Genomic DNA, 24,649 nt, shown 5'->3' on the forward strand with positions numbered 1-24,649 from the left:
TACTAATCCGGGGAGGCCGCCCCGATACCCAAGCAGGGCCAAGCCGCCGCCTAATCGCTCAGCTCGCGGAGGCCGCCGTCGTGCTCCCCATATCGGCTCCCCGTTTGCGGGCACACCCACGTCCCGTTGTCCGCGCGCAGCGGCAGTCCAGCTTTGCCCACCCAGCCAATGCGCTTGGCGGGGACGCCTGCCACCAGTGCGAAGTCCGGCACGTCGCGCGTCACCACTGCCCCGGCCGCCACTGTTGCCCAGGAGCCGATGGTCACCGGCGCAATGCACACTGCACGGGCGCCGATGGCTGCGCCCGCGTTGATCGTGACACCCACTTTGTCCCAGTCGTCCTCGGTTTTGAGCGTCCCGTCGGACGTGATCGCGCGGGGAAAAACGTCGTTCGTCAACACCACGGCAGGCCCGATGAATACCCCGACGCCAAGGACTGCAGGTTCGTACACCAGGGCGTAATTCTGCACCTTGCAGTTGTCGCCGAGCTTTACGCCGGGGCCGATGTAGGCGCCGCGGCCAATGATGCAGTTCTCCCCCAGCGACGCCCCTTCACGGACCTGCGCAAGATGCCAGATTTTCGCCCCCTGACCGATGGCTGCGTCTTCCGAAACATCGGCGCTTGCTTCCACTGAAATCACAGTGACGCTCCTTCTGCTGGGGCTGCTCGGCAACGGCGTAAGGCGTGGTTCCACTGACTCTAACCGAGCTGTACCTGCCGTGACAGGCCCCCACGGAGCCCGTGCGCTTTTCCACATACGGCAACGCCTCCCGCGACACTTGGCCGCCCGATGGCTAGCTTGGAATCACGTTGAGCGTTAGGACTTTCACATCATGCCCCTGCACTGCACACTCGTTCGAAGTCCGCGGGCAGCCCTGCGGGAATCACCCGTGGAACTCACCATCGAGGGCCCGGACGGTGCGGCCGGGGCCGACTTGCAGAAGGAACTGACGTCCACGTTCGGCGCGGGCAGCGTCTCCATCGATGACCAGGAGCTGAGCTCGCTCCAGCTCGGGCTTCCGCCGCTGGTCAACGGCGCCATCCTGGTCGATGCGGCCGGAACGACTGCCCGCCGCCCGAGGCAGCGTCCGCCGGAACCCCCGGCTTCCCTGGCACTGGCTGTGCATAGCGGCGCCGGGGCCGGCCTTGTGGTTCCGCTCCGGCGCGGCAGCTATACCATTGGCCGCAACGATGCCGACATTGTCATTCCCGACCCCGACATGTCGCGTGCGCATGCACGCCTCGTGGTAACCGAAACCACCATCATGATTGAGGATCTGGGCAGCGCCAACGGCACCGAAGTGGACGGCGCGCGCCAGAGGAACGCCATCATCACCACCAACTCCACCATCCGGTGCGGCAACTCAACCATGTCGCTGGTCCTCCTGGAGCAGCCCGACAACCAACTGCATGACGCAGGGGCTGACGTCCGGGAGCCGATTATCCTCCGCCGGCCTGTGGACCCGGCGAACCGCGCGGCGCTCCTGCTGACCGCCATCCTTCCCGTACTCCTTGGTGTAGGCCTTGCCGCCATCACCGGAATGTGGATGTTCCTGGCCTTTACCGCTGTCTCCGCGGTGTCCGTCCTGGTGCCTGTGATCGGCGGGCGCAGGCAGCGCCGCGAACTCGCTGCGGCCGTCTGCTCCGCTGTCTCTAAAGACCAGAGCCGACGACGGCGGGCCGCGCCGGCGCTGTCCGCCCTCACCATCGGCGGTGGCAAAGGCAGGAACCGGGATGCTCGCGACTCAAGCAGCGGTGTCTGGCTGAGACTGGGGCAAGCCGTCCAACCAGCCAACCTCACATTCGAGCCGCCGGATCCGGCCCGTGTCATCCCGTCAGGAGGCATGTTACCGGTCACGCTCGACCCTGCACGTCCGCTCACGAGCATCAGCGGGCCTGGCGACTTAGCGGATGGCCTGGCGCGTTCCTTCCTCATGCAGTTCGCCGGCTACCCGCTCGGCAGCGATAGCCGCATCGTGGTCCACGGAATCGTGGACCGCATGCCCCTCGCAGCGCGTTTCCTCAACAACGTAACCTTGGCCAGCCGGCCCGCCGCCGCCAGGACCCTGCTGCAGCGCGGGTTCAGGCCCTCGCATCGGCATGGCGTGTTGGTCCTTTTGGGCACCTCGAACACCTCTGGGATCATCGACACGGCTCTGGAACATGGGTGGCAGGTCATTCATTTCCACAACGACGGCGAACTCCCCTTCACTGCCGACATCCAATTGGGTGAACGCCGCTCCGAGTTCAGCGCGGGAACCGAAAGAATCCGATTCCTGCCGGACCTTGCGCCCGCAGGCGTATTCGAGGGCTTTTGCCGCCGTCTTGCCAAACATACCGACAAGCCGGGCAGGGCCAGCGAAAGCATCCCAATGTCCTGTCGATTATGGGACCTTCTACCAGCCTCCACGGACGAAGTAGCAAGGCGTTGGACTAACTTAGGAAGTCGACACGGTTTGGTTGTTCCTCTGGGGATAGCTACGGGGGGCATGCAGGCCCTGGACATCCAGTCCGACGGGCCGCATCTCTTGGTTGCCGGAACTACGGGCTCGGGAAAGTCTGAACTGCTCCGCAGCCTGACAGTTGCTTTGGCTCTCAGCTACCCGCCGGACCGCGTCAACTTCCTTTTTGTGGACTTCAAAGGGGGCTCCGGTTTGGGGCCCCTGACCGGGCTGCCGCACTGCGTAGGCATGCTCACCGATCTCAGCAGCCACGAACTTGAACGGTACCTGCAGTCGCTCGGTGCCGAAATCAGATTCCGGGAAGAACTTCTGGCAGCAGCGCAGGCACCCGATCTGACGTCCTACCGCGCGGCTCCGGCCGGGCTGGCGTCGCCGCTCCCCCACCTCGTCATTGTCATCGACGAATTCCGCATGCTCGTGGAGGACGCCCCGGAGACGCTGCACGAACTCATGAAAATTGCCGCCATTGGCCGTTCACTGGGGATACACCTCATTATGGCCACACAACGACCCCAGGGCGCACTGACAGCGGACATCCGAGCCAACGTCACCACCAGCATCGCCTTGCGGGTCCAGTCGGAGATGGAGTCGATGGACATCATCAATTCAAAAGCCGCCGCCGGAATCAGCGTGGATAATCCGGGGCGGGCCTACCTGGCCCGTGGCACCGAGTCTCCCATCGAGTTCCAGTCCGGTTCCCTGACTGCCGAAGGCATTACGTCACCACCCGCCAGGCTCTCGGTGCACTTGGCGTCCGACTACATCGACCGCCCTCCGACGGGAGACGAACCAGCAGCCGCCGGCGCTGAAAGGACACCAGCGCAAGCAATCATGCCGCTAATCGCCGCACTGTCCGACGTGTGGGACGCCATGAATCGCGATCCGGTCCGAAAACCGGTCTCTCCTCCGCTCCCCTGCGTCCTGCCCTGGGAATCCGCCCCGCCGGACCAGGACTCCGCCAGACGGAACGGCTGGTCAGTCAGGCTCGGGTTGATGGACCTGCCTTCCGAACAGAGGACGGCGCCGCTGATCTGGGAACCCGCCGGGCATGGGCACCTGGCCCTGGTGGGAGGAACGGAATCAGGTGCGGCTGAGGCAATCGGGTTGGCCGTTCGTAGCCTCGCTTGCCACCCGCGGGAATCACACCTGTACATCCTGGATCATGGCGGTTCATTTGCAGGGCTCGCTTCGAACTGCCGGGTGGGAGCGAGAGCGGGTCTGCACGAGCTTCGCCGGGCCGTGCGCATCGTGGAGCGCCTGGCAAAGGAGCAATTGCGGAGACTGGCCGATCCGGCTGCCGACGCCACGCCACTCGTGCTGGTGATCTCAGCCTGGGGTTCCTGGGTGTCGGCCTTTCGTGCCGGACCGTTAGCGTGGGCGGAGGATCTGGTCCACGACCTTGTTCGCGATGACGGCACGGCCGGAATCACCGTCATCATCTCCGGCCAACGCGAACTCGTTACCGCAAGATTCTTCGCCGCCATTCCCAGCCGGGTCTACTTCCCCGCCGGTTCCAGCGAAGAGAGCCGGGTTGCGTGGCCGAACCTGCCGGCGACTCCGTCCGTCACGGGTCGGGCCGTGGCGATGGGCACAGTGTCGGCAGGAAAAACAGCGGTCTGCCAGTTCTACAGCGCCGGACCCGACGTGGAGGGGCCAGGCGGCGGGCATAGGATTACGGTTTCCCGCAGGCCGTTCCGCGTTGAGCCACTGCCAGTGGTGGTTCCTGCGGCTTACGTGCTGAAGAAGGCCGGGACAGCCGGTCAGGATAACGCGCCCGCCCTGACGGCGTACGGGATGCCGGGCGAGGCCGGGCAAAAATCCGGGCTGCTCCTGATCGGTGTGGGCGGCGACGAGCTCGAGCCGGTCTCCGTTACGGCGCCTACAGGCGGGGTCCTGGCCGTGCTGGGCGCCTCTGCGTCCGGAAAATCAGCGTTTCTCCGGCTGCTGCCGACCCTCAACCCCGCTGCGGGTCCCTGGCTCAGACCTGGATCGACTACCCCGCCGACGGCCTATTGGCCTGAAATCCTCAAGCGGGCTTCGACCGGCGGTCTCGCTAAAGGATCCGTGGCCTTGGTGGACGATGCGGACCTCTTGCCGTCCGACGTGAACCGCCAACTCGCGGAGCTGAACATGCTCGGAATCACTGTGGTCATAACGGCAGGTTTCAGCCCCACACTGTCCCAACGGGTGCCCCTCGCACTCCACGCGCGTAGCCAGTGCACTGGGGTACTGATCGCTCCGCGGACGTTCCTGGACGGCGACCTCTTCGGAGTGCGGTTTGAGGCAGAACCAAACCCTCCACCGGGGCGCAGCGTCCTCATCCAGAACGGGCGCGCCGTGCCCGTCCAGCTTGGCTGGGTACCGCCGGGCTAAGCGCCGATTAAGACGTGCGCGCCACGGGCGCTCACCCACAATCCGCCAACAGCGCCCCACACAATCCCGTGAAGCATCAAAGGTGGCAGGACAACAACTTCCAAACGGCTTCAGAGTGCGGGGGGCGAGCCGCCCGTCCGGGATGCATAGCTGATGACGCGTTTATCGAACAGCAGCACAATGGCGGTCAGCGCCGGCACGAGCATCGCCAGTCCGGCAAGCACCACCCCGGCGGAGAGCGTGGGAAAGCCGATGGTCAGGACAAACAGCTGGGCCACCAGCGCAGCAGCCCTGGTCCACCGGCGCCCACGGAAGAGGAAGTGTCCCACTGAGTAGAGCCACGCCGAGAAGGCAAGCAACAGGGCCAGAGTGAAAATGGCGCCCCAGAACGAAAGTACGGGCGCGCCCGTCACCAGCTCGTAGGCATACCAGCCCCCTGCAACCAAAAGGGCTGTGGCCTCTGCCGCGACAATCACTGCAATCACCAGGATTCCGGCCGGCCGCACGGATGGCGCGGAACCCGTCTGCGCCGCACCTCGAACACCTTCGGGAGTGCCTCGGTATTCCGTATCGGAGGAAGACTCAGGAGTTGCACCGGCACGGCGTCCCAGCCTGTCGCCGGCGGGCGAACTTGCGTTCCCGTGGTCGGGTTCGTGCAGCGGGTCTAAGGGGTCTCGGGGGGCTCTTGACACATTGGCACCCTACCCGACATAGTCGGACAGTGGTGGGGGTCGGCAACACGGATGTGATGTATCGCTCAGGAATCCGGGGATTTCAAGCTGTATTACCCCTTGTTTACACAGCGTTAACATGACAATCTTGATGAAGATGACCGATGGGGCCCACAGGGCCCTTTTCCTTTGTAACCCCTAGTGAATAATTTCACAAATGGCTTTTCCCAGAATTGGAGCAACTGATCAGCATGGATTGGCGTAACCGCGCGGCGTGCCTCGACAAGGACCCGGAACTGTTTTTCCCCGTTGGAAACACAGGGCCGGCGCTCCTCCAGATTGAGGAAGCGAAAAGCGTTTGCCGTCGCTGCCCCGTGGTTGACACCTGCCTCCAGTGGGCCCTCGAATCCGGCCAGGACGCAGGCGTCTGGGGCGGCATGAGCGAAGACGAGCGCCGCGCCCTCAAGCGCCGTGCCGCCAGGGCCCGCCGCGCTTCCTAGGCACAACACATTAAGCACAGGCATACGGGCGCCGGAATAGGGGCCCTGCCTTGAAAAAGCACCAGCTAGCTTGAGCAAAGCGATGGCCGCGACCCAATCCGGGTCGCGGCCATCGCCGTTAACTCAAAGCTTTACCGTGCCGCAAGGCTCAGTCGGATCTGGACAGCAGTACCGCCGCCCTCACGGGGTTGCCACTGAATGGTGCCGCCCAGCTCACTGGTGACCAGTGTCCGCACAATCTGCAGCCCCAGACCCTCAACGTGAGGCGTATCCGGCAGCCCCACACCGTCGTCGGCAACGGTCACGGTCAGCAGTTCCTCACCGTCCTCCTCTTCGGAACGGTCCGCGATGAGCCAGACCGTTCCGGTGCGCCCCTCCAGACCATGCTCGACGGCGTTGGTCACCAGCTCGTTAATCACCAGTGCCAGCGGCGTGGCAAAATCGCTGGGCAGTTCGCCGAATAGCCCGGCACGCTCGGTCTTGACCTGCTGGGAAGGGGACGCGACCTCCGCCGAAAGCCTGAACTGGCGGCCGATGAGCTCGTCAAAGTCCACGCTCTGCGCCAGGCCCTGGGAAAGAGTTTCATGGACCAAGGCGATAGTAGCCACACGGCGCATCGCCTGTTCCAACCCCTGTTTGGCCTCATCGCTGACCATCCGCCGCGACTGCATCCGCAGCAGGGCCGCCACCGTCTGCAGGTTGTTCTTCACCCGGTGGTGGATCTCGCGGATAGTGGCGTCCTTGGTCACCAGCTCCATCTCCCGGCGGCGCAGTTCCGAGACGTCCCGGCACAATACCAGCGCACCAAACCGCTGCTGTTCATCACGCAGCGGAATGGCCCGCAAGGACAGGCTCACACCCCGGGATTCAATCTCACTCCGCCACGGCATGCGCCCGGTGACCACCAGCGGCAGCGTTTCGTCGACCATGCGCCGGTCCTTAAGCAGGCTCGCCGTCACTTCGGCCAGTGACCTTCCTTCAAGCGATTCCCCGTCGCCGAGCCGTCGGAAGGCCGATACGCCATTAGGACTCGCGTACTGCACAATCCCCTCCGCATCGAGCCTGATCAGGCCGTCCCCCACGCGCGGAGCACCGCGCCGCGAGCCCGTAGGCGACGCGAAGTCCGGCCACAGCCCCAGGGTTCCCATCCGGAGAAGATCGTAGGCACACTGGCGGTAAGTAAGTTCCAGGCGGGAGGGCATCCGCGAACTGGACAGATCCATGTGCGTGGTCACCACGGCCAGGGTGCGGCCGTTGCGGACCATGGGCACGGCCTCTACCCGCAACGCCATGTCCGAGCTCCAGTTGGTCTCGCTGGACCGTTCGATGGCGCGGCTTGCCCAGGCCTTGTCCACCAGCGGCTGAAGGTCGGCCCGGATAGGTTCGCCCACAAAGTCACCGTGGAACACCGTGTGCGTGGTTGAGGGCCGCACATGCGCGAGCGCAACATAACCATGGTCCGGGTGCGGGAACCACAGGGCCAGGTCCGCGAACGCCAGGTCCGCAACCATCTGCCAGTCACCCACCAGGAGGTGCAGCCATTCGGCATCGCCCGGCCCGAAATCAGCATGTTCCCTGATAGGGTCCGTAAAGATTGCCACTGCACCTCCAGTTGCGACGCCAGGATTCCTAGCGTCGGACGATTGACCTCAAGAGCCTCAATGCTACCGACAGTGAGGCCATGTCGTCGGCCTCGAGTGCGTTAACCTCGTCGAACATGCTCTTTGCCCTGCCCAACTGCTCGGCGTTCTGGCCCTCCCAGTCCTTCAGCCGGTTCTCGGCAGAGTCCCCGGACGCGGTCGACTCCAGCACCGCCGTCGTCATGTCCGTAACGGTGGAGTACAGGTCATCGCGCAGCGCTGCCCGCGCAAGGGCCTGCCAGCGGTCCTGTCGCGGAAGGTTGCTGATCCGTTCCAGAAGAGCATCGGCATGGAACCGGTTGAACACCGTGTAATAGACCGCCGCGATCTCCTCCACCGACTCCTTGCGGGCGTGCACGATTTTGGCGATGTCCAGCAGGACAAAGCTCTCGAAGAGCTCGGCCCACCGCATCGCGAGGTCTTCCGGGAGTTCCCACCCGAGTCCCTTCTCCAGCCAGCCGGCCACCCGCTCGCGGTCATCGCCGCGCAGGTAATCAAGCAGCCTGCCCCGCATCGGATCCAACAGTGGCTTGAACTCGGCGACAGTCTCCGCAATCGGACGCGAACTGTCCCCCTGGGCCAGCAGCCACCTGACCGCCCGGTCCAGGATGCGGCGGATGTCCAGGTGGACCGCGCTCCAGTGTTCAGTCGGGAAAGACGCCGGCAGGCTGTTCAACTGGTCCACCATGACGTTCAGTTCGAAAATTTCGCGGAGTGCCACGAAGGCCTTGGCCACCGCTACCTCCGTGGCCGAGGTTTCCTCCATGGTGCGGAACGCGAACGTGATGCCGCCCAAATTGATCATGTCGTTGGCCACCACCGTGGCGATGATCTCGCGCCGCAGCGGATGGGTGTCCAGTTCAGCGTCGAACCGTTCCCGCAACTGCAACGGGAAGTACGCCCGGAGTGTGGCCCTGAACCAAGGATCATCGGCCAGGTTGCTGTCGCGAAGCGCAGAAGCCAGCTCAATTTTTGCATAGGCAGCCAACACCGAAAGCTCCGGCGACGTCAACCCCTGGCCCTGGCTCAGCCGCTCGTGCAAGGTCTCCGTACTCGGCAGCGCTTCAAGGTCGCGCTTGAGGTCCGCGGACTTCTCCAGCCAGTCCATCAGGCGCTCATAACTGGGGCTCCATTCGGCAACCCGCTGCCTGTCGTTCAGCAGCAGGATGTTCTGGTCGACGTTGTCCTCAAGGACCAGCCGCCCCACCTCGTCGGTCATGGACGCGAGGAACCCGGCCCGTTCCTCCGCCGACAGCTTGCCCGCGGCCACCATGCGGTCCACGAAGATCTTGATGTTGACCTCGTGGTCCGAGCAGTCCACGCCGGCTGAATTGTCAATGGCGTCGGTGTTCAGGATGACACCCTGCAGCGCCGCTTCGATGCGGCCGCGCTGCGTCATGCCGAGGTTGCCGCCTTCCCCCACCACCTTGACCCTCAGGTCCTTGCCGTCCACGCGGATGGCATCATTCGCCTTGTCCCCCACGGATGCGTTGGTTTCGGTGCTTGCCTTCACGTACGTGCCGATCCCGCCGTTGTAGAGCAGGTCGGCGGGAGCCAGCAGGATGGCGCGAAGGAGCTCCGGCGGGCTCATTTCGCTGGTTCCCTCGGGCAGGCCGATGGCAGCCCGAACCTGCGGCGAAACCGGAATGGACTTCACCTGGCGGGGATAAACACCGCCGCCCTCACTGATGAGGGACTTGTTGTAATCGTCCCAGGAGGAGCGCGGCAACTCAAAGAGCCGCTGCCGTTCCTTAAACGAGGCTTCCGGGTCCGGCGCCGGGTCGAGGAAGATGTGCCGGTGGTCGAACGCGGCGAGCAAACGGATGTGCCGGGACAGCAGCATGCCGTTGCCAAACACGTCCCCGGACATGTCACCGACGCCCACCACGGAGAAATCCTGGGTCTGGGTGTCCACGTCCAGCTCGCTGAAGTGCCGTTTGACCGACTCCCACGCCCCGCGGGCCGTGATGCCCATGGCCTTGTGGTCATACCCCACGGAGCCGCCGGAGGCGAACGCGTCACCGAGCCAGAAGCCGTAATCCGCGGCCAGCCCGTTGGCGATGTCGGAGAAGGTGGCCGTCCCCTTGTCCGCCGCGACCACAAGGTAGGAATCGTCGTCGTCGTGCCTCACCACATCCGACGGCGGCACGATGGTTTCCGAACCACCGCGGGCCACGAGGTTGTCCGTGAGGTCCAGCAGGCCACGGATGAACGTCTTGTAGCTTTCCACGCCCTCGGCCAGCCACGCGGCCCGGTCAACCGTGGGGTCAGGAAGCCGTTTGGCAAAGAAGCCGCCCTTGGCACCGGTAGGAACAATCACGGCATTCTTGACGGTCTGAGCCTTGACCAGGCCGAGGATCTCCGTCCGGAAGTCCTCGCGGCGGTCGGACCAGCGCAGCCCGCCGCGGGCCACTTTGCCGAAGCGCAGGTGCACTCCTTCAACCCGCGGGGAGTAGACCCAGATTTCAAACATGGGCCGCGGAAACGGCAGTCCCTCGATCATCGCGGGGTCGAGCTTGAAGCTCAGGTGCGGCTTGTTCTGGTAGAAGTTCGTGCGGAGCGTGGCCTCGATCAGGTTGGCGAAAGTCCGAAGGACACGGTCGGCGTCGAGCGTTGCCACCTCGTCGATAGCGGCCGAAAGCTCCGCACGGACCCCTTCCTGGGCGGTGGGCCTGTCCGCGCTGGAGAGGGCCGGATCGAAACGCGCGGCAAAGAGTCGTGTCAGTGCCTTCGTGACCTCAGGATTTGCCAGCAGGGTGTCCGCCACGAAGCCCATTGAGTTGGTGCTCCCCATTTGCCGCATGTAGCGCGCGTATGCCCTCAGCACCGTAATCTGGCGCCAATGCATCCCCTCGCGCAGGACAAGCCGGTCAAGACTGTCCGACTCGATGGCGCCGGAGACGGCTGCCCCGAACGAGTCCCCCAGCAGTTCACCGGTGGCGAGCGGGCTGACACCTGCCGGGTACTTCAGTCCGAGGTCATAGAGGAAGAAGTCCCGACCGTCTGCCGTTTCGATTTCGAACGGCCGTTCGTCCAGCACTTCGAGGCCCAGGTTGTGGAAGTAGGGCAGAATCTGGCTCAGGCTCTTGGGTTCGAGCATGTACAGCTTGACGCGGGCATCCTCCTCCAGGTCCTGCCCCGCACCCTTGGGCAAGTAGACGTGGACTCCGGGGTGTTCCTGCCGGGCACCGCCGGCACGCTCCGCCTCGGCACCGTATTTCTCGAACCGGACGATGTCCTCCAGGGCATCCTCCACCTCGTAGTCCACTCGGTAGCCTGCCGGGAAAGCTTCGGACCAGATGCCCGCAAGCTCCTTCGACTCCGGGCCGGCGGCACCGCTTCGCAGGACTTCCGCGACGCCTTCGCTCCATGAACGCGCCGCACGCACCAGCCTGCGTTCGAGCTCCTCAGTGTTCACGTGGCTTACGTCGGCGTCCTTCGGCAGGCGGATCCGGTAGAAAAGCCGGGCGAGGGCCGACTCCGTCATCCTGGCCTCATAGTCGATGCTTTCCGCCTTGAATGTGGAACGAAGTTCCTCCTCGATGCGGAGCCGGACATTGGTGGTGTACCGGTCACGCGGCAGGTAAATCACCGCCGACATAAACCGTCCGTAAATATCCGGGCGGAGGAAAAGCCGCGTCCGCCGCCGCTCCTGCAGCCTCTGGATACCGGCGGCAGTCGCGGCCAGATCCTCAACTTCGATCTGGAACAGTTCATCGCGCGGATACGTCTCCAGGATGCCCAGCAGGTCCTTGCCCGAATGCGAATCCGGCGGGAACCCGGCGCTTCCCAGCACGGCAGCTACCTTTTCCCGCACGATGGGAATGTCCCGGACCGACCCTGCATAGGCGCTGGTGGCGAACAGGCCGATAAAGCGGCGCTCGCCGTTGACGTTGCCTGCAGCATCGAAGCTTTTGACGCCGATGTAGTCAAGGTAGGCGGGGCGGTGGACCGTGGACCGCGAGTTCGCCTTCGTGATAACCAGCGCGCGCTTCTCGCGGGCTTTTTTCCGGCCGGCCTCGGTCAGGTGCTGCAGATGCGGGGCGCCCGCCTTATCCCGCAGCAGGCCAAGCCCGCTGTCCTCGCGCAATTCCAGGACGTCCTCGCCGTTGACGTTGACGAGGTCGTACTCGCGGTATCCGAGGAACGTGAAGTTACCGTCATCAAGCCAGTGCAGCAGGTCCTGCGCCTGCTTCAGCTCGGCAATCTGCGCGGGGTTTGCCACCTGGTCCAGGCTTGCCGCGATCTGCATTGCCTTGTTGCGCATCTTGGGCCAGTCTTCGACGGCGGCGCGGACGTCTGCCAGGACACGCTCCAGGCCTTCGAGCAAGGACGCACGTGCTTCGTCCGAAACGCGGTTGATCTCCACCGCGATCCAGGACTCCATGTGGGACGCGTTTTCGCCTTGCGCAATGAGGTGGGACAACAGAGGCATCGCGGCGGTGTCACCGCTGGAAATTCCGATGTGGGACGGCACCCGGTCCACCTTCACCAGCGCCCCTGTTTCCCTGTTCCGGGTGACAACAAAGAGCGGGTGCAGCACTAGGCGGATGGCCGCCCTCTGGCGGACGAGTTCGGCGTTGACCGAGTCCACGAGGAAAGGCATATCGTCCGTGACGACGTAAACGACGCTGCTGTCTTCCTCGTTGACGACGGCGACATTGGCCTGTCCGGGCCGTCTGGTCGCAGCTACGTTCCGGTGAGTCTCCGCGCGGCTTGCCAGCACGTCCCGGGAGTAGCTCCGGGCATCCTCTTCAGCCAGATGCTGGTAGTAGTCCGCCAGGAATCCCTCCTGGTCTCCAATGGCTACGGACTGATCCTCCACGCTGGACCCAGACGACATCGACAAACGCCTCCATCACAAAGATTTACGCTGCACCGTTGCAGCTCATACGGCGAGCCTAACCCTTTAGCCTGCGGAACGCGGTGGTAGAAAAGACAGAGGATCGGCGCGATTGCTGGGCAGGTGCACAAACCAAATTGGCAATGGCGTGCCTGAGCTTCGAATCAGGAGCGGTTTCGAGCAATAGCGACCCGGCCAGCAGTGCAGCGTCCGCCGAGGCATTGTCCGCCGGCAGGAATGCATTCAGCGGCAGGGACGGCCCGTAACGCTCCCAGGCATCCTTCAGCTGGCGCTCCGGCGAACGCCCGACTGCCGCCGCCCGCACCTTATTCAGCACCACGACCGGTGAGGCCTGCGGGACGGCCAGCTCGAGTTCTGCCAACCCGCGGACCAGCCGTGGCACGCCCACGGGGTCGGCGGCCCCGATGGCGAAGACAGTGTCCGCCATCTCGAGGCTGCGCAGTGTAGCGGCGTTCCGGCGGGGGGCCATGGTGTCGAAGCTGATTTCCTCATCCGCTTCGAGGCAAAACCCTGTGTCCACCACTACAACGTCGGCGATCTCCTTGCCGCGTTCCAGGACCAGCGCCAGGGCTGCTGCCCGGAGTTCGGTCCACCGGTCCGCTCTGGTGATCCCGGTCAGAACGCGGAACGTTCCAAGTCTGGTACTGACCGGCATTGCCACCTTCAGCAGTGCCTCCGCGCCCAACAGGCCCTGGTCCGCCAAACGGCAAGCCTGTGCCAGCCCGGCAGATTCATCCAGGAGGCCCAGGACCGACGCTACGCTCGCGCCGTAGCTGTCCGCGTCAATCAGCAGCACGGACTTACCTTCCGCGGCCAGCTCCCCTGCGATATTCGCGGCGACGAAGGTCCGCCCCGGTGAGCCCGCCGGCCCCCACACGGCGATGATCTGTCCCGCACCGGATGCCGGCGGCACGTCAGCCACTTCGGCGGGCAACGGGCGCAGCGCGGCACCAGTGTCACCCGGCGCACTTCGCAACGTGCCATCCTGGGGAGTCCCGGTCAACTGGGAAACGGCCTCCGCGATCCTGCCGGCCAAGGCGGCCGATCCAACCCCGGTCAGCGCGGACGCGACACCGATGCCTCGCAGCCGTGCAGCTTCTTCCGTGCTGTCCGTGAGCGCGATGATTGCCACGCCCACTGCCCCGAGCCTGTCCACCAAGGATGCCGTGAGACCCTCCGAACCATCGGCAACGACGACTGCCCTCGCTAGCCCGCTTTGGCAGGCCGCCAATAATTCAGTGAGTTCGGCGCAGCGGCGGACCACCGTGACGGGGCCATGGAGCCCCTCCAGGCCGCCCACCACGTCCTCGCGGGCCTGGCCGACGGTTACCACAGGAATGCTCATGACCGGCCGCCGCCCGGATTCCACACCACGGAGATCTTGGCCTGGTTGGCCTGGGCACCGAGCAGAGCCGGCATCTGGCTGTCAGCGACCAACACCATCAGGACGGTACTGCGGGACGAGCCCAAGGCCGTGGACGCCGCCGTCACCTGAGCAATTTCTGCGCCACGCAAGAGCAACTTTGGCTCGCTGAAGCCGTTCCGGGCATCGGGCAGGGCCACCCAGACGTCCACCCGGGTGCCGGCAACCGCCTGCGGAGGCAGCGGCTCGTTGATCGTCACTGCAACAGGCTTGCGGTCGAGGGAATCCACGGTTGCCAAGCTCTCTCTGGGCAACAATTGGCTCTTGCCGATTCTTTGTACGGCAACCAGGCCCTCGGGGAGGCCGGCTTCCACCGTGACGTAGTGCTCTTCAGTCTCCCCGAGGCGGACCTTGGCTCGGACGACATTGTCCGCCGTCAGCTTTTCTCCCACGGCGATGGATTCCCGGGCTGCGTAGACCTCGGTGGTCTGGTCCGCGCTGCCCACGAGCGAGATGACACCCACCACGGACGCCAGCACCAGCAACACTCCCACGAGCAGCCGGGGGTCCTTCCACGACGGAGGCTTCAACCTGCCGGCACCTGTGGTTCCCGTGTCGTGGCTCATGCCTTTTCCCCCTAAGCTCCGAGCCAGGCGGCATCGCCCGGACACCTCATTGTTGCGGCACGCGCCCCCGAACAAAAGTCAAAACACCAAACAACGTCAAACTGTGGATAACAGCACCAGATCACGCCTTAAGTGGCAAACTGGTTACATGCCCAGATTCCTCACCCTCGCCGACGTTGCGGAGCAGCTCCAGATCAACTCACCCGCGGCCTATGCGCTGGTCCGCAGCGGTGAACTGAAAGCCATCCAGGTGGGTGGCCGGGGCCAGTGGCGCGTTGAGGAAAAGATGCTCGAGCAGTACATCGAGGAGCGCTACGCCGAGGCCAGCCGCATGATCCAGGAAGCCAAGGCCAAGCAGGGCTAACCTTCCTGCCGGCGGCTTGAGGGGTTTGCTAAAAGTCACCGGCGTGCCATGAACGGACCGCTCCCACAGCTTCGAACGGGACGGTGGAAACCTGCCGGACCTGTAGCGCACGCCGGGCCTCTCCGGGACTGACCAAAGCAAGGTCCAGGAAATCGGCGCCGACCCGGTCAATCACACCTGTCAGGCCACTGTCGGAGGGGGCGCCACCCCGCAGAATGAGCGCCACGCCCGCGCGGTCCCGCGCCAGGCTCCGCAAAGCATGCGCCAGCCCGATCCGGCGGCGTACGTGGGAGGGCTCGCCAAGGGAATCGCGCCCAAGACCCGCATAGTGGGCCACTGACCCATAGGGAATCAGGACCTGATGGCGCGCCTCGTCCAGGACGAGGGCCTCTGCCCCTGCATGACTGAGAACACCATCAAAAGTCCGTCCGCCCAGAAGATGGACGGCCACTTGACGCCCCATGGCACCCCGCAGCCTGTCGCGCAGGACAAGGGAGGCGGCTTCCGCCCTGGCCCGTTCAGAGATCTCGGCTTCGACCGCGAGCGTCGCACCCTCGGCTATCTGTGTCTCCATGTCCCCGAACAGTGCATCCCATCGCATGCGCCCAAGCGTAGGGGCGGCTTGCCCGCCGGTCAATTCACTCCATTCCCTAGACAAAATAGGTTGAATGGGCCCAAACTGATCTAAATACATCAAACAGCATCAAACAACGCCAGATGGAAAGGGGCAGTCATGTCTGTTCAGGCATCACGGGACCTCCGCGCGGACGCCATGATGGCTGTCTCCATTCTCTTGCTGGGATCTTTTTTGTACTTCACAGGCCTGGGCTTACTGGACCGCTGGCACCTATCGGCCTCCAAGGGACAGTCACCCGGCTTCGAAGACCTGCTGGGGGCAGCCGCGGTGGCAGCAGGACTTGTGATCGTCACGTGGTGGCTTTTCGGGGCCGCGACGGCCCTGGTGGTTGCCTTGCTGGTCCGCAACGGCAGGCGGGATGCCGCAGACCGTGCAGGCAGGTTCAGCCCGGCCTTTATGCGAAGGCTCGCCGTGGCAGCATTGTCCGCGCAGTTGCTCGCCGCTCCAGTTGCGCAAGCGGCTGAACCGCCCGGCGGGCCCGCCTGGACGCCGACGCAAGAAACGGCAGTGGAAGCCTCGTGGGCTCCCACCGGCCAAACACTGCCGGCACCAAGTGCAGACCCGCCCTCCGAGCAAGCATCCGCTCCTGTGGCACCGCAGCTCCGACCGTTACTGCCTGCCGTCCGGCCTGACTGGCGCCCCAGCCCGCCCGTCACTGACCCCGGTCTCCTGGCAGCCCGGCCAGCCAGGGCCACCCATGGCACTCCGCCAGCCAGTCCGGAGGTCGCGGTGCTGGCCGGGGACACGCTGTGGGACATTGCTGCGCACCAGCTGGGACCAACCGCCTCGGATGTCGACATCGCCCTGCACTGGCCCCGCTGGTATGAAGCAAACAAAGCCCAGATAGGCGAAAACCCGCACGTCCTGCTGCCCGGGCAGATCCTGAAGGCGCCATCCACGGCATAAGAGATGTTCCAAGACCATTAGCAAACACTCACCTAGGGGAATCACATGAACGCAGTTACGCCCATTCGATCCGCCCGATCACATGGGGGCACGTCGGCAGCACTCCCCGGCCTTCCCCTTCGTTCCGCCACTACCCCAAGCCAACCTTTGCGGGCAGTGGATAACGATGCCGAAGTCCTCGCCATCGCACGTACTACTGTGCAGGCGGCCATGGAGGTACTGGCCGGGATCAGGCCGATCCATCAGCTGGCCCGGCGTCTTGATCCGCGTTGCCTGGCTTTGCTGGAGCACCGGGCCACCTTGATCCGGCGTGAACTGGCCCGCTCGACGTCCCCTACCCTGGCGCGGCTGCACAGGAATTCCGTGGTCCGTTCGGTCCGTTCCTGTGAGGTTGCGCCCGGCGTCTACGAGGCCTGTGCGGTGGTCATCGATGACGTCCGTGCCCGCGCTGTGGCGATCCGCCTGGAACGGGGCAAACAGGCCTGGCGGGTGACCGAGCTCGTGGTCGGCTGAGATCGCATACGGGTGGAAACACGAAGTGCCCGGAGCAGATGCTCCGGGCACTTCCCGTCTATTCGCCGCCGCTAGCGGCCCGCTGCCTCTAGCGGCGCTTCTTCTTTGTCTGACGCTTGGGGGCATCCTGCGTTGCCGCCTTGGCAGGGTTGCCGGACCGCGACGAGGAGCGTGCTTCAACCCGGGTTTCGGAAGCACCCGTCTCGCCGGGCGCCGTGTACTGGAGCTGCGCCGGCTTCTCCGGGGCCTCCAGGCCAGCGGCGTGGATCTGCGGTTCGACGTGCTCGGTGTGGCCGCCGGCCGCATCGGCCACCACAACATCCTGCGCGGGGGTGACCTCAACTTCCAGGTTGTACAGGAAGCCGACGCTCTCTTCGCGGATTGCTTCCATCATGGCTTGGAACATGGTGAAGCCCTCGCGCTGGTATTCCACGAGCGGGTCGCGCTGGGCCATGGCACGCAGGCCGATGCCTTCCTTGAGGTAGTCCATCTCGTAGAGGTGTTCCTGCCACTTGCGCCCAATGACCGAAAGCACCACGCGGCGTTCAAGTTCGCGCATGCTCTCCGAACCGATGGCCTCTTCGCGGGCCTGGTAGACCAGCCGCGCGTCCGAGAGCAGTTCCTCCTTGAGCATCTCAACGGTGAGCCGGGATTTGCCGCCGGCTTCCTCGATGATTTCCTCCGGTGTGACGCTCACCGGGTACAGCGTCTTCAGGTTGGTCCAAAGCTGCGCGAAGTCCCAGTCGTCACCGTTGCCCTCAGCGGTGGCCGAATCAATCAACGCCGTGATGGTGTCCTCGATGAAGAACTGCACTTTCTCGTGCAGATCGTCACCTTCCAGAATCCTGCGCCGGTCACCGTAGATCGCTTCGCGCTGGCGATTGAGCACGTCGTCATACTTGAGCACGTTCTTGCGCTGCTCGGCGTTGCGTCCTTCCACCTGGCCCTGCGCGGACGCGATGGCCCGTGAAACGAGCTTCGACTCCAATGCCACGTCGTCCGGCACGGAGCTGTTCATCAGGCGTTCGGCGGCACCCGAGTTGAAGAGCCGCATCAGGTCGTCGGTCAGCGAAAGGTAGAAGCGTGACTCGCCGGGATCGCCCTGGCGGCCGGAGCGGCCGCGGAGCTGGTTGTCGATGCGGCGGGATTCGTGGCGTTCGGTTCCGAGGACATAGAGACCACCGGTGTTCAGTACTTCCTCATGCTCGTCCTTGACTGCCTGTTTGGCAGCTTCCAGGGCTGCAGGCCACGCGGCCTCGTACTCTTCGGAGTTCTCCTCCGGATCCAGGCCCCGCTTGGCCAGTTCGGCCACGGCCGTGAACTCGGCGTTGCCGCCGAGCATGATGTCAGTTCCGCGGCCAGCCATGTTAGTGGCCACCGTGACAGCACCCTTGCGCCCGGCCTGCGCCACAATGGCTGCTTCACGCGCATGGTTCTTGGCGTTCAGGACCTCATGCCGGATGCCTTCCTTGGCCAGAAGCCGGGAGAGGTATTCGCTCTTTTCAACGCTGGTGGTGCCCACGAGGACCGGCTGCCCCTTTTCGTGGCGTTCGGCAATGTCCTGGACCACGGCGTCGAACTTGACGGTTTCGTTCTTGTAGACGAGGTCCGGCTGGTCGATGCGCTGCATGTCCCGGTTGGTGGGGATGGCCACAACACCCAGCTTGTAGGTGCTCATGAACTCGGCGGCCTCAGTCTCGGCCGTGCCGGTCATGCCGGAGAGTTTGGCGTACATGCGGAAGTAGTTCTGGAGGGTCACCGTGGCCAAGGTCTGGTTTTCGGCCTTGATCTCCACGGCTTCCTTGGCCTCAATGGCCTGGTGCATCCCCTCGTTGTACCGCCGCCCGGCAAGAATGCGGCCGGTGTGCTCGTCAACGATGAGCACTTCGCCGTCGAGGATGACATAGTCCTTGTCGCGCTTGAACAGTTCCTTGGCCTTGATGGCGTTGTTGAGGAAACCGATCAGCGGCGTGTTCGCGGATTCGTAAAGGTTCTGGATGCCCAAATAGTCCTCCACCTTTTCGATGCCGCTCTCCAGGACTCCGACGGTGCGCTTCTTTTCGTCGGTCTCGTAGTCTTCGCCCAGCTTGAGGCGCTGAACCACCTTGGCGAATTCGCTGTACCAGCGGTTCGTGTCACCTTGGGCGGGCCCGGAGATGATCAGCGGGGTACGGGCTTCGTCGATGAGGATGGAGTCAACTTCATCAACGATGGCAAAGTTGTGGCCGCGCTGGACCAGTTCCGACTTGTCCCACGCCATGTTGTCGCGCAGGTAATCGAAGCCGAATTCGTTGTTGGTGCCGTACGTGATGTCCGCGGCGTACATCTGCCGGCGGACAGCGGGATCCTGGTTGGACAGAATGCAGCCGCTGGTCAGGCCGAGGAAGCGGTAGACCCGGCCCATGAGGTCTGACTGGTATTCGGCGAGGTAGTCGTTCACGGTGATCACGTGGACGCCCTTGCCCGTGAGGGCGTTGAGGTAGGCGGGAGCGGTAGCGACGAGGGTCTTGCCTTCACCGGTCTTCATTTCGGCGATGTTGCCGAGATGGAGGGCCGCGCCACCCATCAGCTGGACGTCGAAGTGCCGCATCCCCAGGGTGCGCGAGGAGGCCTCACGTACGGCTGCGAAAGCCTCCGGCAGCAGGTCGTCCAAATGTTCGCCGTCCAGGTGGCGGGCACGCAGGCGATCGGTCTCCTCACGGAGCTCTGCGTCCGTGAACGTCTGGAACGATTCTTCGAGAGCATTAATGGAGTCGGCATAATTCCGAAGTTGCCGCAGGGTTTTTTTGTCACCCGTACGGAGAAGTTTTTCGATAAGTGATGCCACGTGAAGATACTCCCAGTCTGATGCTGCCGAATTCTGGCGTTTTTAGTCTACGGGAGAGACGCGGGCCACGCGGCCCCTGTTCCCTGAGAGCGGATCGGCCCGGTTCCCGGACCGGAGCGCCGCCACGAGGGGCGCAGCCAGGTCCCCCACGGGGCTGACCACAACGTCCCCCAGCCCGAGCCATTCGGCCATGAGTTCCAGCTCCTGGGAAAGTTCGACGGCGGTCCCCGGCGGTGCGTCCTGCTCACCATAGGCGGATCTGACCAGGAGATTTCCTGCCGCACGGTCTGCTTTCAGATCCACGCGGGCCACGATCCTGTCCCCCAGCAGGAACGGCAGCACGTAGTACCCGTAGCGCCGCCGGTGCTCGGGCGTGTAGATCTCGATCCGGTAGTGAAAGCCAAACAGTTCCTCCAGTCTGCGCCGCTCAAACACCAGGGAATCGAACGGGCTCAGCAGGGCCCGGCCTGCGGCCCTCCGCGGCACTCTGGCAGCGGAGTGCAGGAACACCTTCCGGTCCCATCCTGCAACGCTGACAGGCTCCAGCCTCCCGGCCGCGACAAGATCAGCCACGGCGGCGGCCGCAGCTTTGACGGGTGTGCGGAAGTAGTCTGCGAAGCAGCGAACGGTGCCGATGCCGTGGGCCTGGGCGGCGGCATCGATGAGGCGGCGGACCGCATCCACGGGATCCCGCCGGCTGTCCGTGACCGGCCGGCGGTCCGGCAGCACCCGTTCCGTGAGGGCATACCTGCGCTCGAACTGCTCGCTCCTGGACGCCGCGGAGATCAGGCCTTCCTCAAAGAGGTGCTCAAGAACCCTTTTGACGACGTTCCAGTTCCATCCCCAGTTCTCGGTCCGGCGGTCCTCGACATGCCCGATTTTCGCGGTCAGTTCCGCTGCCGTCAGCGGCTTTCCGGCGGTCAGGACATCAAGGATTTTGCCGGTCACCCCTTCACGCAGGGCAGGGTCCAAGGCGCCCGCACCCACCCATGAGCGTTTCTGCCACAGCACCAGATCCGGAAACAGTTCCGGCCGGATAAAACTGGCTTCATGCGCCCAGTACTCCATCATCCGGCGGGGATGCGTTCCGGACATCCGCTGCAGGATGCTGCGGTCGTAGTTCCCCAGCCGGGAAAAGAAGGGAAGGTAATGGCTCCGGGACAGCACATTGACGGAATCGATCTGAACCAGCTGGAGCCGGGCAAAGGTACGGCCCACCGCCCGTGAGCTCACGGGGCCGGCGGGCCGTCCTTTGTCGAGTCCTTGTGCTGCCAGTGCGATCCGCCGGGCCTGGTTAAGGCTCAGCGTTGCCGGCACAACAGTCCTTTCATTGACGGGTGGATAACACCCTAGACATTCGCAGCCTGATCGTCGGAACGGTAAGCCAGGATCTTTTCTTCAACCACGGTATCCCCGGGTTCACATTCGTGGTCAAGGGTGATGACCCCGTAGGTCCAGCCGCGCCGGCGGTAAACGACGGAGGGCGTGTTGGTGGCTTTGTCGACAAACAGGTAGAAGTCGTGGCCTACGAGCTCCATGTTGTCCACGGCGTCATCGAGGCTAAGGGAGGCAGCGGGGAAAACCTTGCGCCGGATCAGTACCGGGGAGTCCCCTGCGGGAATGTCGTTTTCGAGGTCGTAAGGCGACGCTTCGGCAGGCGCTGCCTGCTCTTCACTTCGGTGGCTTGCCTCGACATAGAGAGGTTCACTGGTGCTGGCTGGCTCCAGTGAAGCAGTTGCTTCACGTACTGCCTTGGGGGTGTGGCGGCCGTGGTGGACCTTTTTGCGGTCCTTGGCCCGGCGGAGGCGCTCAAGCAGCTTGGTGTAGGCGAGATCAAATGCCGCGAACTTGTCAGCGGCGCTGGCTTCCGCGCGGATCACCGGTCCGCGGCCCAGAACGGTTACCTCAACTGTGAGTTGGTCGCCCGTCTGGCGTGCGTTCGTCTCTTTGGACACCTTCGCATCCACCCGCTGGACCTTGTCGCCCAGTGACTCGATCTTCGAGATCTTCTCACCGGCGTATTCGCGGAATCGGTCTGAGACCGTCAGATTTCGTCCGCTGATCATAAACTCCATGGTGCCCTCCAAATGACTTCGGTGACACGACGACGGCACTTCCCAGAGGCCGATCTGATTGACAGTCGAGCCCCTTTCCGAGCCGCCATCGAAAGGTACAACTTGTTCTTGGTACCCACCAACGACGTTAGTTCATAGCCACCGCTTATTCATCCTTTATTCGTTTATTTTTTCCGGGAAGGGCGGCTTTCCGCCGCTTGTGGGGCATCCGCTCCGCTCCCGGCTGAATCCGGCGGGCGTGTCGCCGCAAGCACCACGGCACCGGCCACGATGGCGCCGCTGAGGTGGAGGGCACGTGCCGCTTCGGCAAGGGTGGCACCCGTGGTGAGGACGTCGTCCACGATGATGCACCTGCGGCCGTGGACCTGCCTGCGCATGCGTCCGGTGACCTTCATGGACCCCCTGACCCTGGCCGCCCTGGCTCCGCGGCCAAGTCCCTTCTGGCCCCCGGGCAGGTGCTGCAAAGCCGCCCGGCTCCGGGATTTCCTGAGTGCATCCACTACCGGCGGTCCGGCCCGGATGCGGCCCTGCCGCCCCGCGGACAGCAAAAGATGGACGGGGCTGAAGCCGCGTTTGATGAAAGCACCGGTGCCGGACGGGACCGGAACCAGGCAGACGGCGTCGAGTCCTGCCGCTGCCTCGTCGATGCCGTGGCCCAGACCCTTGGCAAGGACTGCCTTGAGCTGGTGTTGGCCGTGCCGCTTGAAGGACAGGAGGGCCTGGGCCAGTTCCTCGCGGTACACGCCGGCAGCGACAACGGGGAGGATCATGCCACCGTCCACTTTCATCAGGGCCGGCGCCTGTTCCTCGGCCCTGAACGGGTGCCTGGTCAGCACGCGGACCTGGCGCTCACAGCCCACGCAGAGTGCCAGGTCCTCCGCACCGCAGCAGACACAGTCCACCGGGAGCGCAAGTGCCAGGAGCTCGGCAGCGGCGACCGCCGCGAGATCCGCGGCGCGCAACCATGCGGTGGGCTGCCCGCCGCGGTGCTTGGCGGACGGCCGGGGCGGCAGTAAGTCCGGATCCGTGGGAGCCCTCGCGGGACAGTCCCCGGACCGCCGGACCGTGTGTTCTTTTCGCACCCCTCCATGTTCAGCCGGTAGCGGCTGCCAGGGAAGCGGGTCAGGGGGTTATGTGGACAACCGCTATCCCGGGAAGGATGGATCGATGGGACCCTTGAGCTGCGGCGACCAGCCGTTCCCGAGCCGCTGGAAGATCCCCTCGGCGGACTGGCCATAGATCTCCTCGGGACCGTTGCCTGCGCTGAGCCACACCAGGCCGGGCCAGGGAGCCAGCTGCTGAGGTTGCCCCGAGGTGAGGGACAGCAGTTCCGGTGTGACGTTGGCGCTGGCTGAGCCCTTCATCACGGCGACGGTTGTGTCGCTGACCCAGACCCCCTGCTCCGGATTGCTTTCGGTCACCAGGTTAATGGGGGTGGTCAGTTCCTTGGGCGTACCGTCGGCATTGCGGATGATTCCCGTTACCTGGACCTTGGTCTGTCCGTTCTGCTCGGAAATCACCAGAGCGCGGGCGCCCTCCCGCGAAACCTTGAGATCCTTGACGGTCCTGCCGGCCAGCCACACCGGGGTCATGGTCACTGCGGGAACTGGCGCACCCTCCGCGACTCCCGCCGGCCGATATGCCACCACTTCGGTACCGCCTGCCGCGCCCGGACCGGCTGCCCACACCCAGTCGTGAAGGCTGAATGAGGGATGGGTGATGGTGCTTCGGGTGGTCAGGGCACGAGCCGGCTGGCCGGGCACCATGCTGTACAGCGTCGTCCGGCTTTCGTTTAGGAAAGCCACCGTTTGCGACACGGGTGACTCCGCCGGGTAACGCGGACCGAGCGAGGAGACCGGCTGCATGTCCGGGAGCGGGGACACCCTGTTGTTCTCATAGCGCACCAATTCGTTGCCGCTGACGGCAATCTCCCGCGCCGGCACGTTCTTGTCCCGCACAGGGGGCAGCACGGAGCCGTTGTCCTCCACCCGCACCAGATCCTGGTTGGCGCGGAGTTCAACATTGACGACGTCGGGCTGGCTGCGGAACGTCAGAGCCAGCTGCGTCTGCATCCGGAGCCGGTCCTCCGTGGAAGCCTCGGTGAGTTCCTTGGCAGAAAGGTCCACCTGGGCTGCGCCGGAGACCACCGGGACGGATTCGCGCGCCAGTTTCATGCCGGACGGGAAGGCGCTCACCACGGCTCCCCGCAGATAGGGCGCCGGGCCGGCCAGCAGCGCGCTGGTCATGGCCTTGACCGTCTTGTTTTTGATGAACCAGCGGACGTCCGGAACGGCGTAAGTAAAACTGGGGTCGTAGAAGTAGATGGGGTATGCCCCGTAGATGACCTTGAACGTCTCCTCCGGGATCGCCGTCCCGTTGGGGATCGCCGAAATCCGCCACTCACCATCCACCTGGGTGAGCGTCACCGGGATGTTTTCGATGGTTCCTTCGGGCGACTGCGTGGCAATCCCGTCGACATCCACGGTGTAAGCCACGTCCAACTGGTAGTTATAGACGTTTTCGACGCCGGTCTCCACCACGGTCGCTGACCGGTAAACCAGGGCCCGCTGGTCCGGTTTCCAGGATACGGAGGCTGCCTGGGTGAGGTACTCCCGCGCTACCGCATAGTCGCCCTCGTACCCGGAACCTGCCCGGTAGAAATAGTCGATGATGTTCTCGGGAGTGGCACCGGCCTGCGGCGCGGCCGGGAGGAACACGGGGGCATTCACATTGCCTGCACTGCCTTCCTCGCTCTTACCCACCGGTCCGGACGTGGGGATCCGGGCACAGGAGGCGAGGAGAACCATAACCACCAGCAGAACCGCGG

General features: G+C 64.4%; 17 protein-coding genes. 5 read left to right on the forward strand and 12 right to left on the reverse strand.

Annotated elements, in window-relative coordinates:
• Positions 1-50: 50 nt before the first annotated feature.
• On the reverse strand, positions 51-641 hold the full coding sequence (locus tag SBP01_RS12580) for an acyltransferase (RefSeq protein WP_320535994.1): 591 nt from the start codon (positions 639-641) through the stop codon (positions 51-53).
• Between the two features lie 250 nt (positions 642-891).
• Between SBP01_RS12580 and SBP01_RS12585 the strand changes: the two genes are divergently transcribed.
• Positions 892-4,836 carry an FtsK/SpoIIIE domain-containing protein gene (locus SBP01_RS12585; protein ID WP_320535995.1) on the forward strand — a complete coding sequence of 1,315 codons (3,945 nt, stop codon included), beginning with the start codon at positions 892-894 and terminating at the stop codon, positions 4,834-4,836.
• Positions 4,837-4,946: 110 nt separating this feature from the next.
• On the opposite strand, the gene SBP01_RS12590 is transcribed toward SBP01_RS12585, so the two are convergent.
• Positions 4,947-5,318, reverse strand: a complete 372-nt coding sequence (locus SBP01_RS12590; RefSeq protein WP_414004299.1) for a hypothetical protein — start codon at positions 5,316-5,318, stop codon at positions 4,947-4,949.
• A 440-nt stretch (positions 5,319-5,758) separates the two neighbouring features.
• Here SBP01_RS12590 and SBP01_RS12595 point away from each other — a divergent pair, with 440 nt between their 5' ends.
• Positions 5,759-6,007 carry a WhiB family transcriptional regulator gene (locus tag SBP01_RS12595; RefSeq protein ID WP_003804966.1) on the forward strand — a complete coding sequence of 83 codons (249 nt, stop codon included), beginning with the start codon at positions 5,759-5,761 and terminating at the stop codon, positions 6,005-6,007.
• Positions 6,008-6,138: 131 nt separating this feature from the next.
• Here SBP01_RS12595 and SBP01_RS12600 read toward each other — a convergent pair whose 3' ends face one another.
• From SBP01_RS12600 to SBP01_RS12615, 4 genes are read right to left on the reverse strand one after another with little or no spacing between them, the layout of a single operon-like run.
• Positions 6,139-7,608, reverse strand: a complete 1,470-nt coding sequence (locus SBP01_RS12600; protein ID WP_275212456.1) for a sensor histidine kinase — start codon at positions 7,606-7,608, stop codon at positions 6,139-6,141.
• A 28-nt stretch (positions 7,609-7,636) separates the two neighbouring features.
• Positions 7,637-12,490, reverse strand: coding sequence for an NAD-glutamate dehydrogenase (locus SBP01_RS12605; RefSeq protein WP_320535996.1), 4,854 nt, complete (start codon positions 12,488-12,490; stop codon positions 7,637-7,639).
• Positions 12,491-12,548: 58 nt separating this feature from the next.
• Positions 12,549-13,856 carry an AAA family ATPase gene (locus SBP01_RS12610; RefSeq protein ID WP_320535997.1) on the reverse strand — a complete coding sequence of 436 codons (1,308 nt, stop codon included), beginning with the start codon at positions 13,854-13,856 and terminating at the stop codon, positions 12,549-12,551.
• Complete coding sequence (locus SBP01_RS12615) at positions 13,853-14,500, reverse strand: hypothetical protein (RefSeq protein WP_275212453.1); 648 nt, start codon at positions 14,498-14,500, stop codon at positions 13,853-13,855. The genes SBP01_RS12610 and SBP01_RS12615 overlap by 4 nt, the downstream gene beginning before the upstream one ends.
• A 148-nt stretch (positions 14,501-14,648) precedes the next feature.
• Here SBP01_RS12615 and SBP01_RS12620 point away from each other — a divergent pair, with 148 nt between their 5' ends.
• Entirely contained in the window at positions 14,649-14,864 is a 216-nt protein-coding gene (locus SBP01_RS12620; protein ID WP_104062208.1) for a helix-turn-helix domain-containing protein, read from the forward strand.
• Between the two features lie 28 nt (positions 14,865-14,892).
• On the opposite strand, the gene SBP01_RS12625 is transcribed toward SBP01_RS12620, so the two are convergent.
• Positions 14,893-15,465: a hypothetical protein gene (locus SBP01_RS12625; RefSeq protein WP_275212452.1), complete on the reverse strand. Its 573-nt coding sequence runs from the start codon at positions 15,463-15,465 to the stop codon at positions 14,893-14,895.
• 132 nt (positions 15,466-15,597) lie between these two features.
• Here SBP01_RS12625 and SBP01_RS12630 point away from each other — a divergent pair, with 132 nt between their 5' ends.
• Entirely contained in the window at positions 15,598-16,407 is an 810-nt protein-coding gene (locus SBP01_RS12630; protein ID WP_320535998.1) for a hypothetical protein, read from the forward strand.
• A gap of 156 nt (positions 16,408-16,563) precedes the next feature.
• Complete coding sequence (locus tag SBP01_RS12635) at positions 16,564-16,920, forward strand: Rv3235 family protein (protein WP_275212450.1); 357 nt, start codon at positions 16,564-16,566, stop codon at positions 16,918-16,920.
• Between the two features lie 88 nt (positions 16,921-17,008).
• On the opposite strand, the gene secA is transcribed toward SBP01_RS12635, so the two are convergent.
• From secA to SBP01_RS12660, 5 genes are all read right to left on the reverse strand, one after another.
• Positions 17,009-19,747 carry a preprotein translocase subunit SecA gene (gene secA / locus SBP01_RS12640; RefSeq protein WP_320535999.1) on the reverse strand — a complete coding sequence of 913 codons (2,739 nt, stop codon included), beginning with the start codon at positions 19,745-19,747 and terminating at the stop codon, positions 17,009-17,011.
• Between the two features lie 42 nt (positions 19,748-19,789).
• Entirely contained in the window at positions 19,790-21,064 is a 1,275-nt protein-coding gene (locus SBP01_RS12645) for a winged helix-turn-helix domain-containing protein (protein ID WP_320536000.1), read from the reverse strand.
• A gap of 32 nt (positions 21,065-21,096) precedes the next feature.
• Positions 21,097-21,822: a ribosome hibernation-promoting factor, HPF/YfiA family gene (gene hpf / locus SBP01_RS12650; protein WP_275212447.1), complete on the reverse strand. Its 726-nt coding sequence runs from the start codon at positions 21,820-21,822 to the stop codon at positions 21,097-21,099.
• Positions 21,823-21,986: 164 nt separating this feature from the next.
• A complete protein-coding gene (locus tag SBP01_RS12655) occupies positions 21,987-22,904 on the reverse strand; it encodes a ComF family protein (protein ID WP_320536001.1) in 918 nt (305 codons plus the stop codon).
• 63 nt (positions 22,905-22,967) lie between these two features.
• Positions 22,968-24,629 (reverse strand): LpqB family beta-propeller domain-containing protein, encoded by a 1,662-nt coding sequence (locus SBP01_RS12660; protein ID WP_414004300.1) that lies wholly within the window; start codon positions 24,627-24,629, stop codon positions 22,968-22,970.
• Between the last annotated feature and the right edge of the window lie 20 nt (positions 24,630-24,649).

Origin of the sequence: Pseudarthrobacter sp. IC2-21, assembly GCF_034048115.1 — a bacterium.
GTDB lineage: Bacteria > Actinomycetota > Actinomycetes > Actinomycetales > Micrococcaceae > Arthrobacter > Arthrobacter naphthalenicus.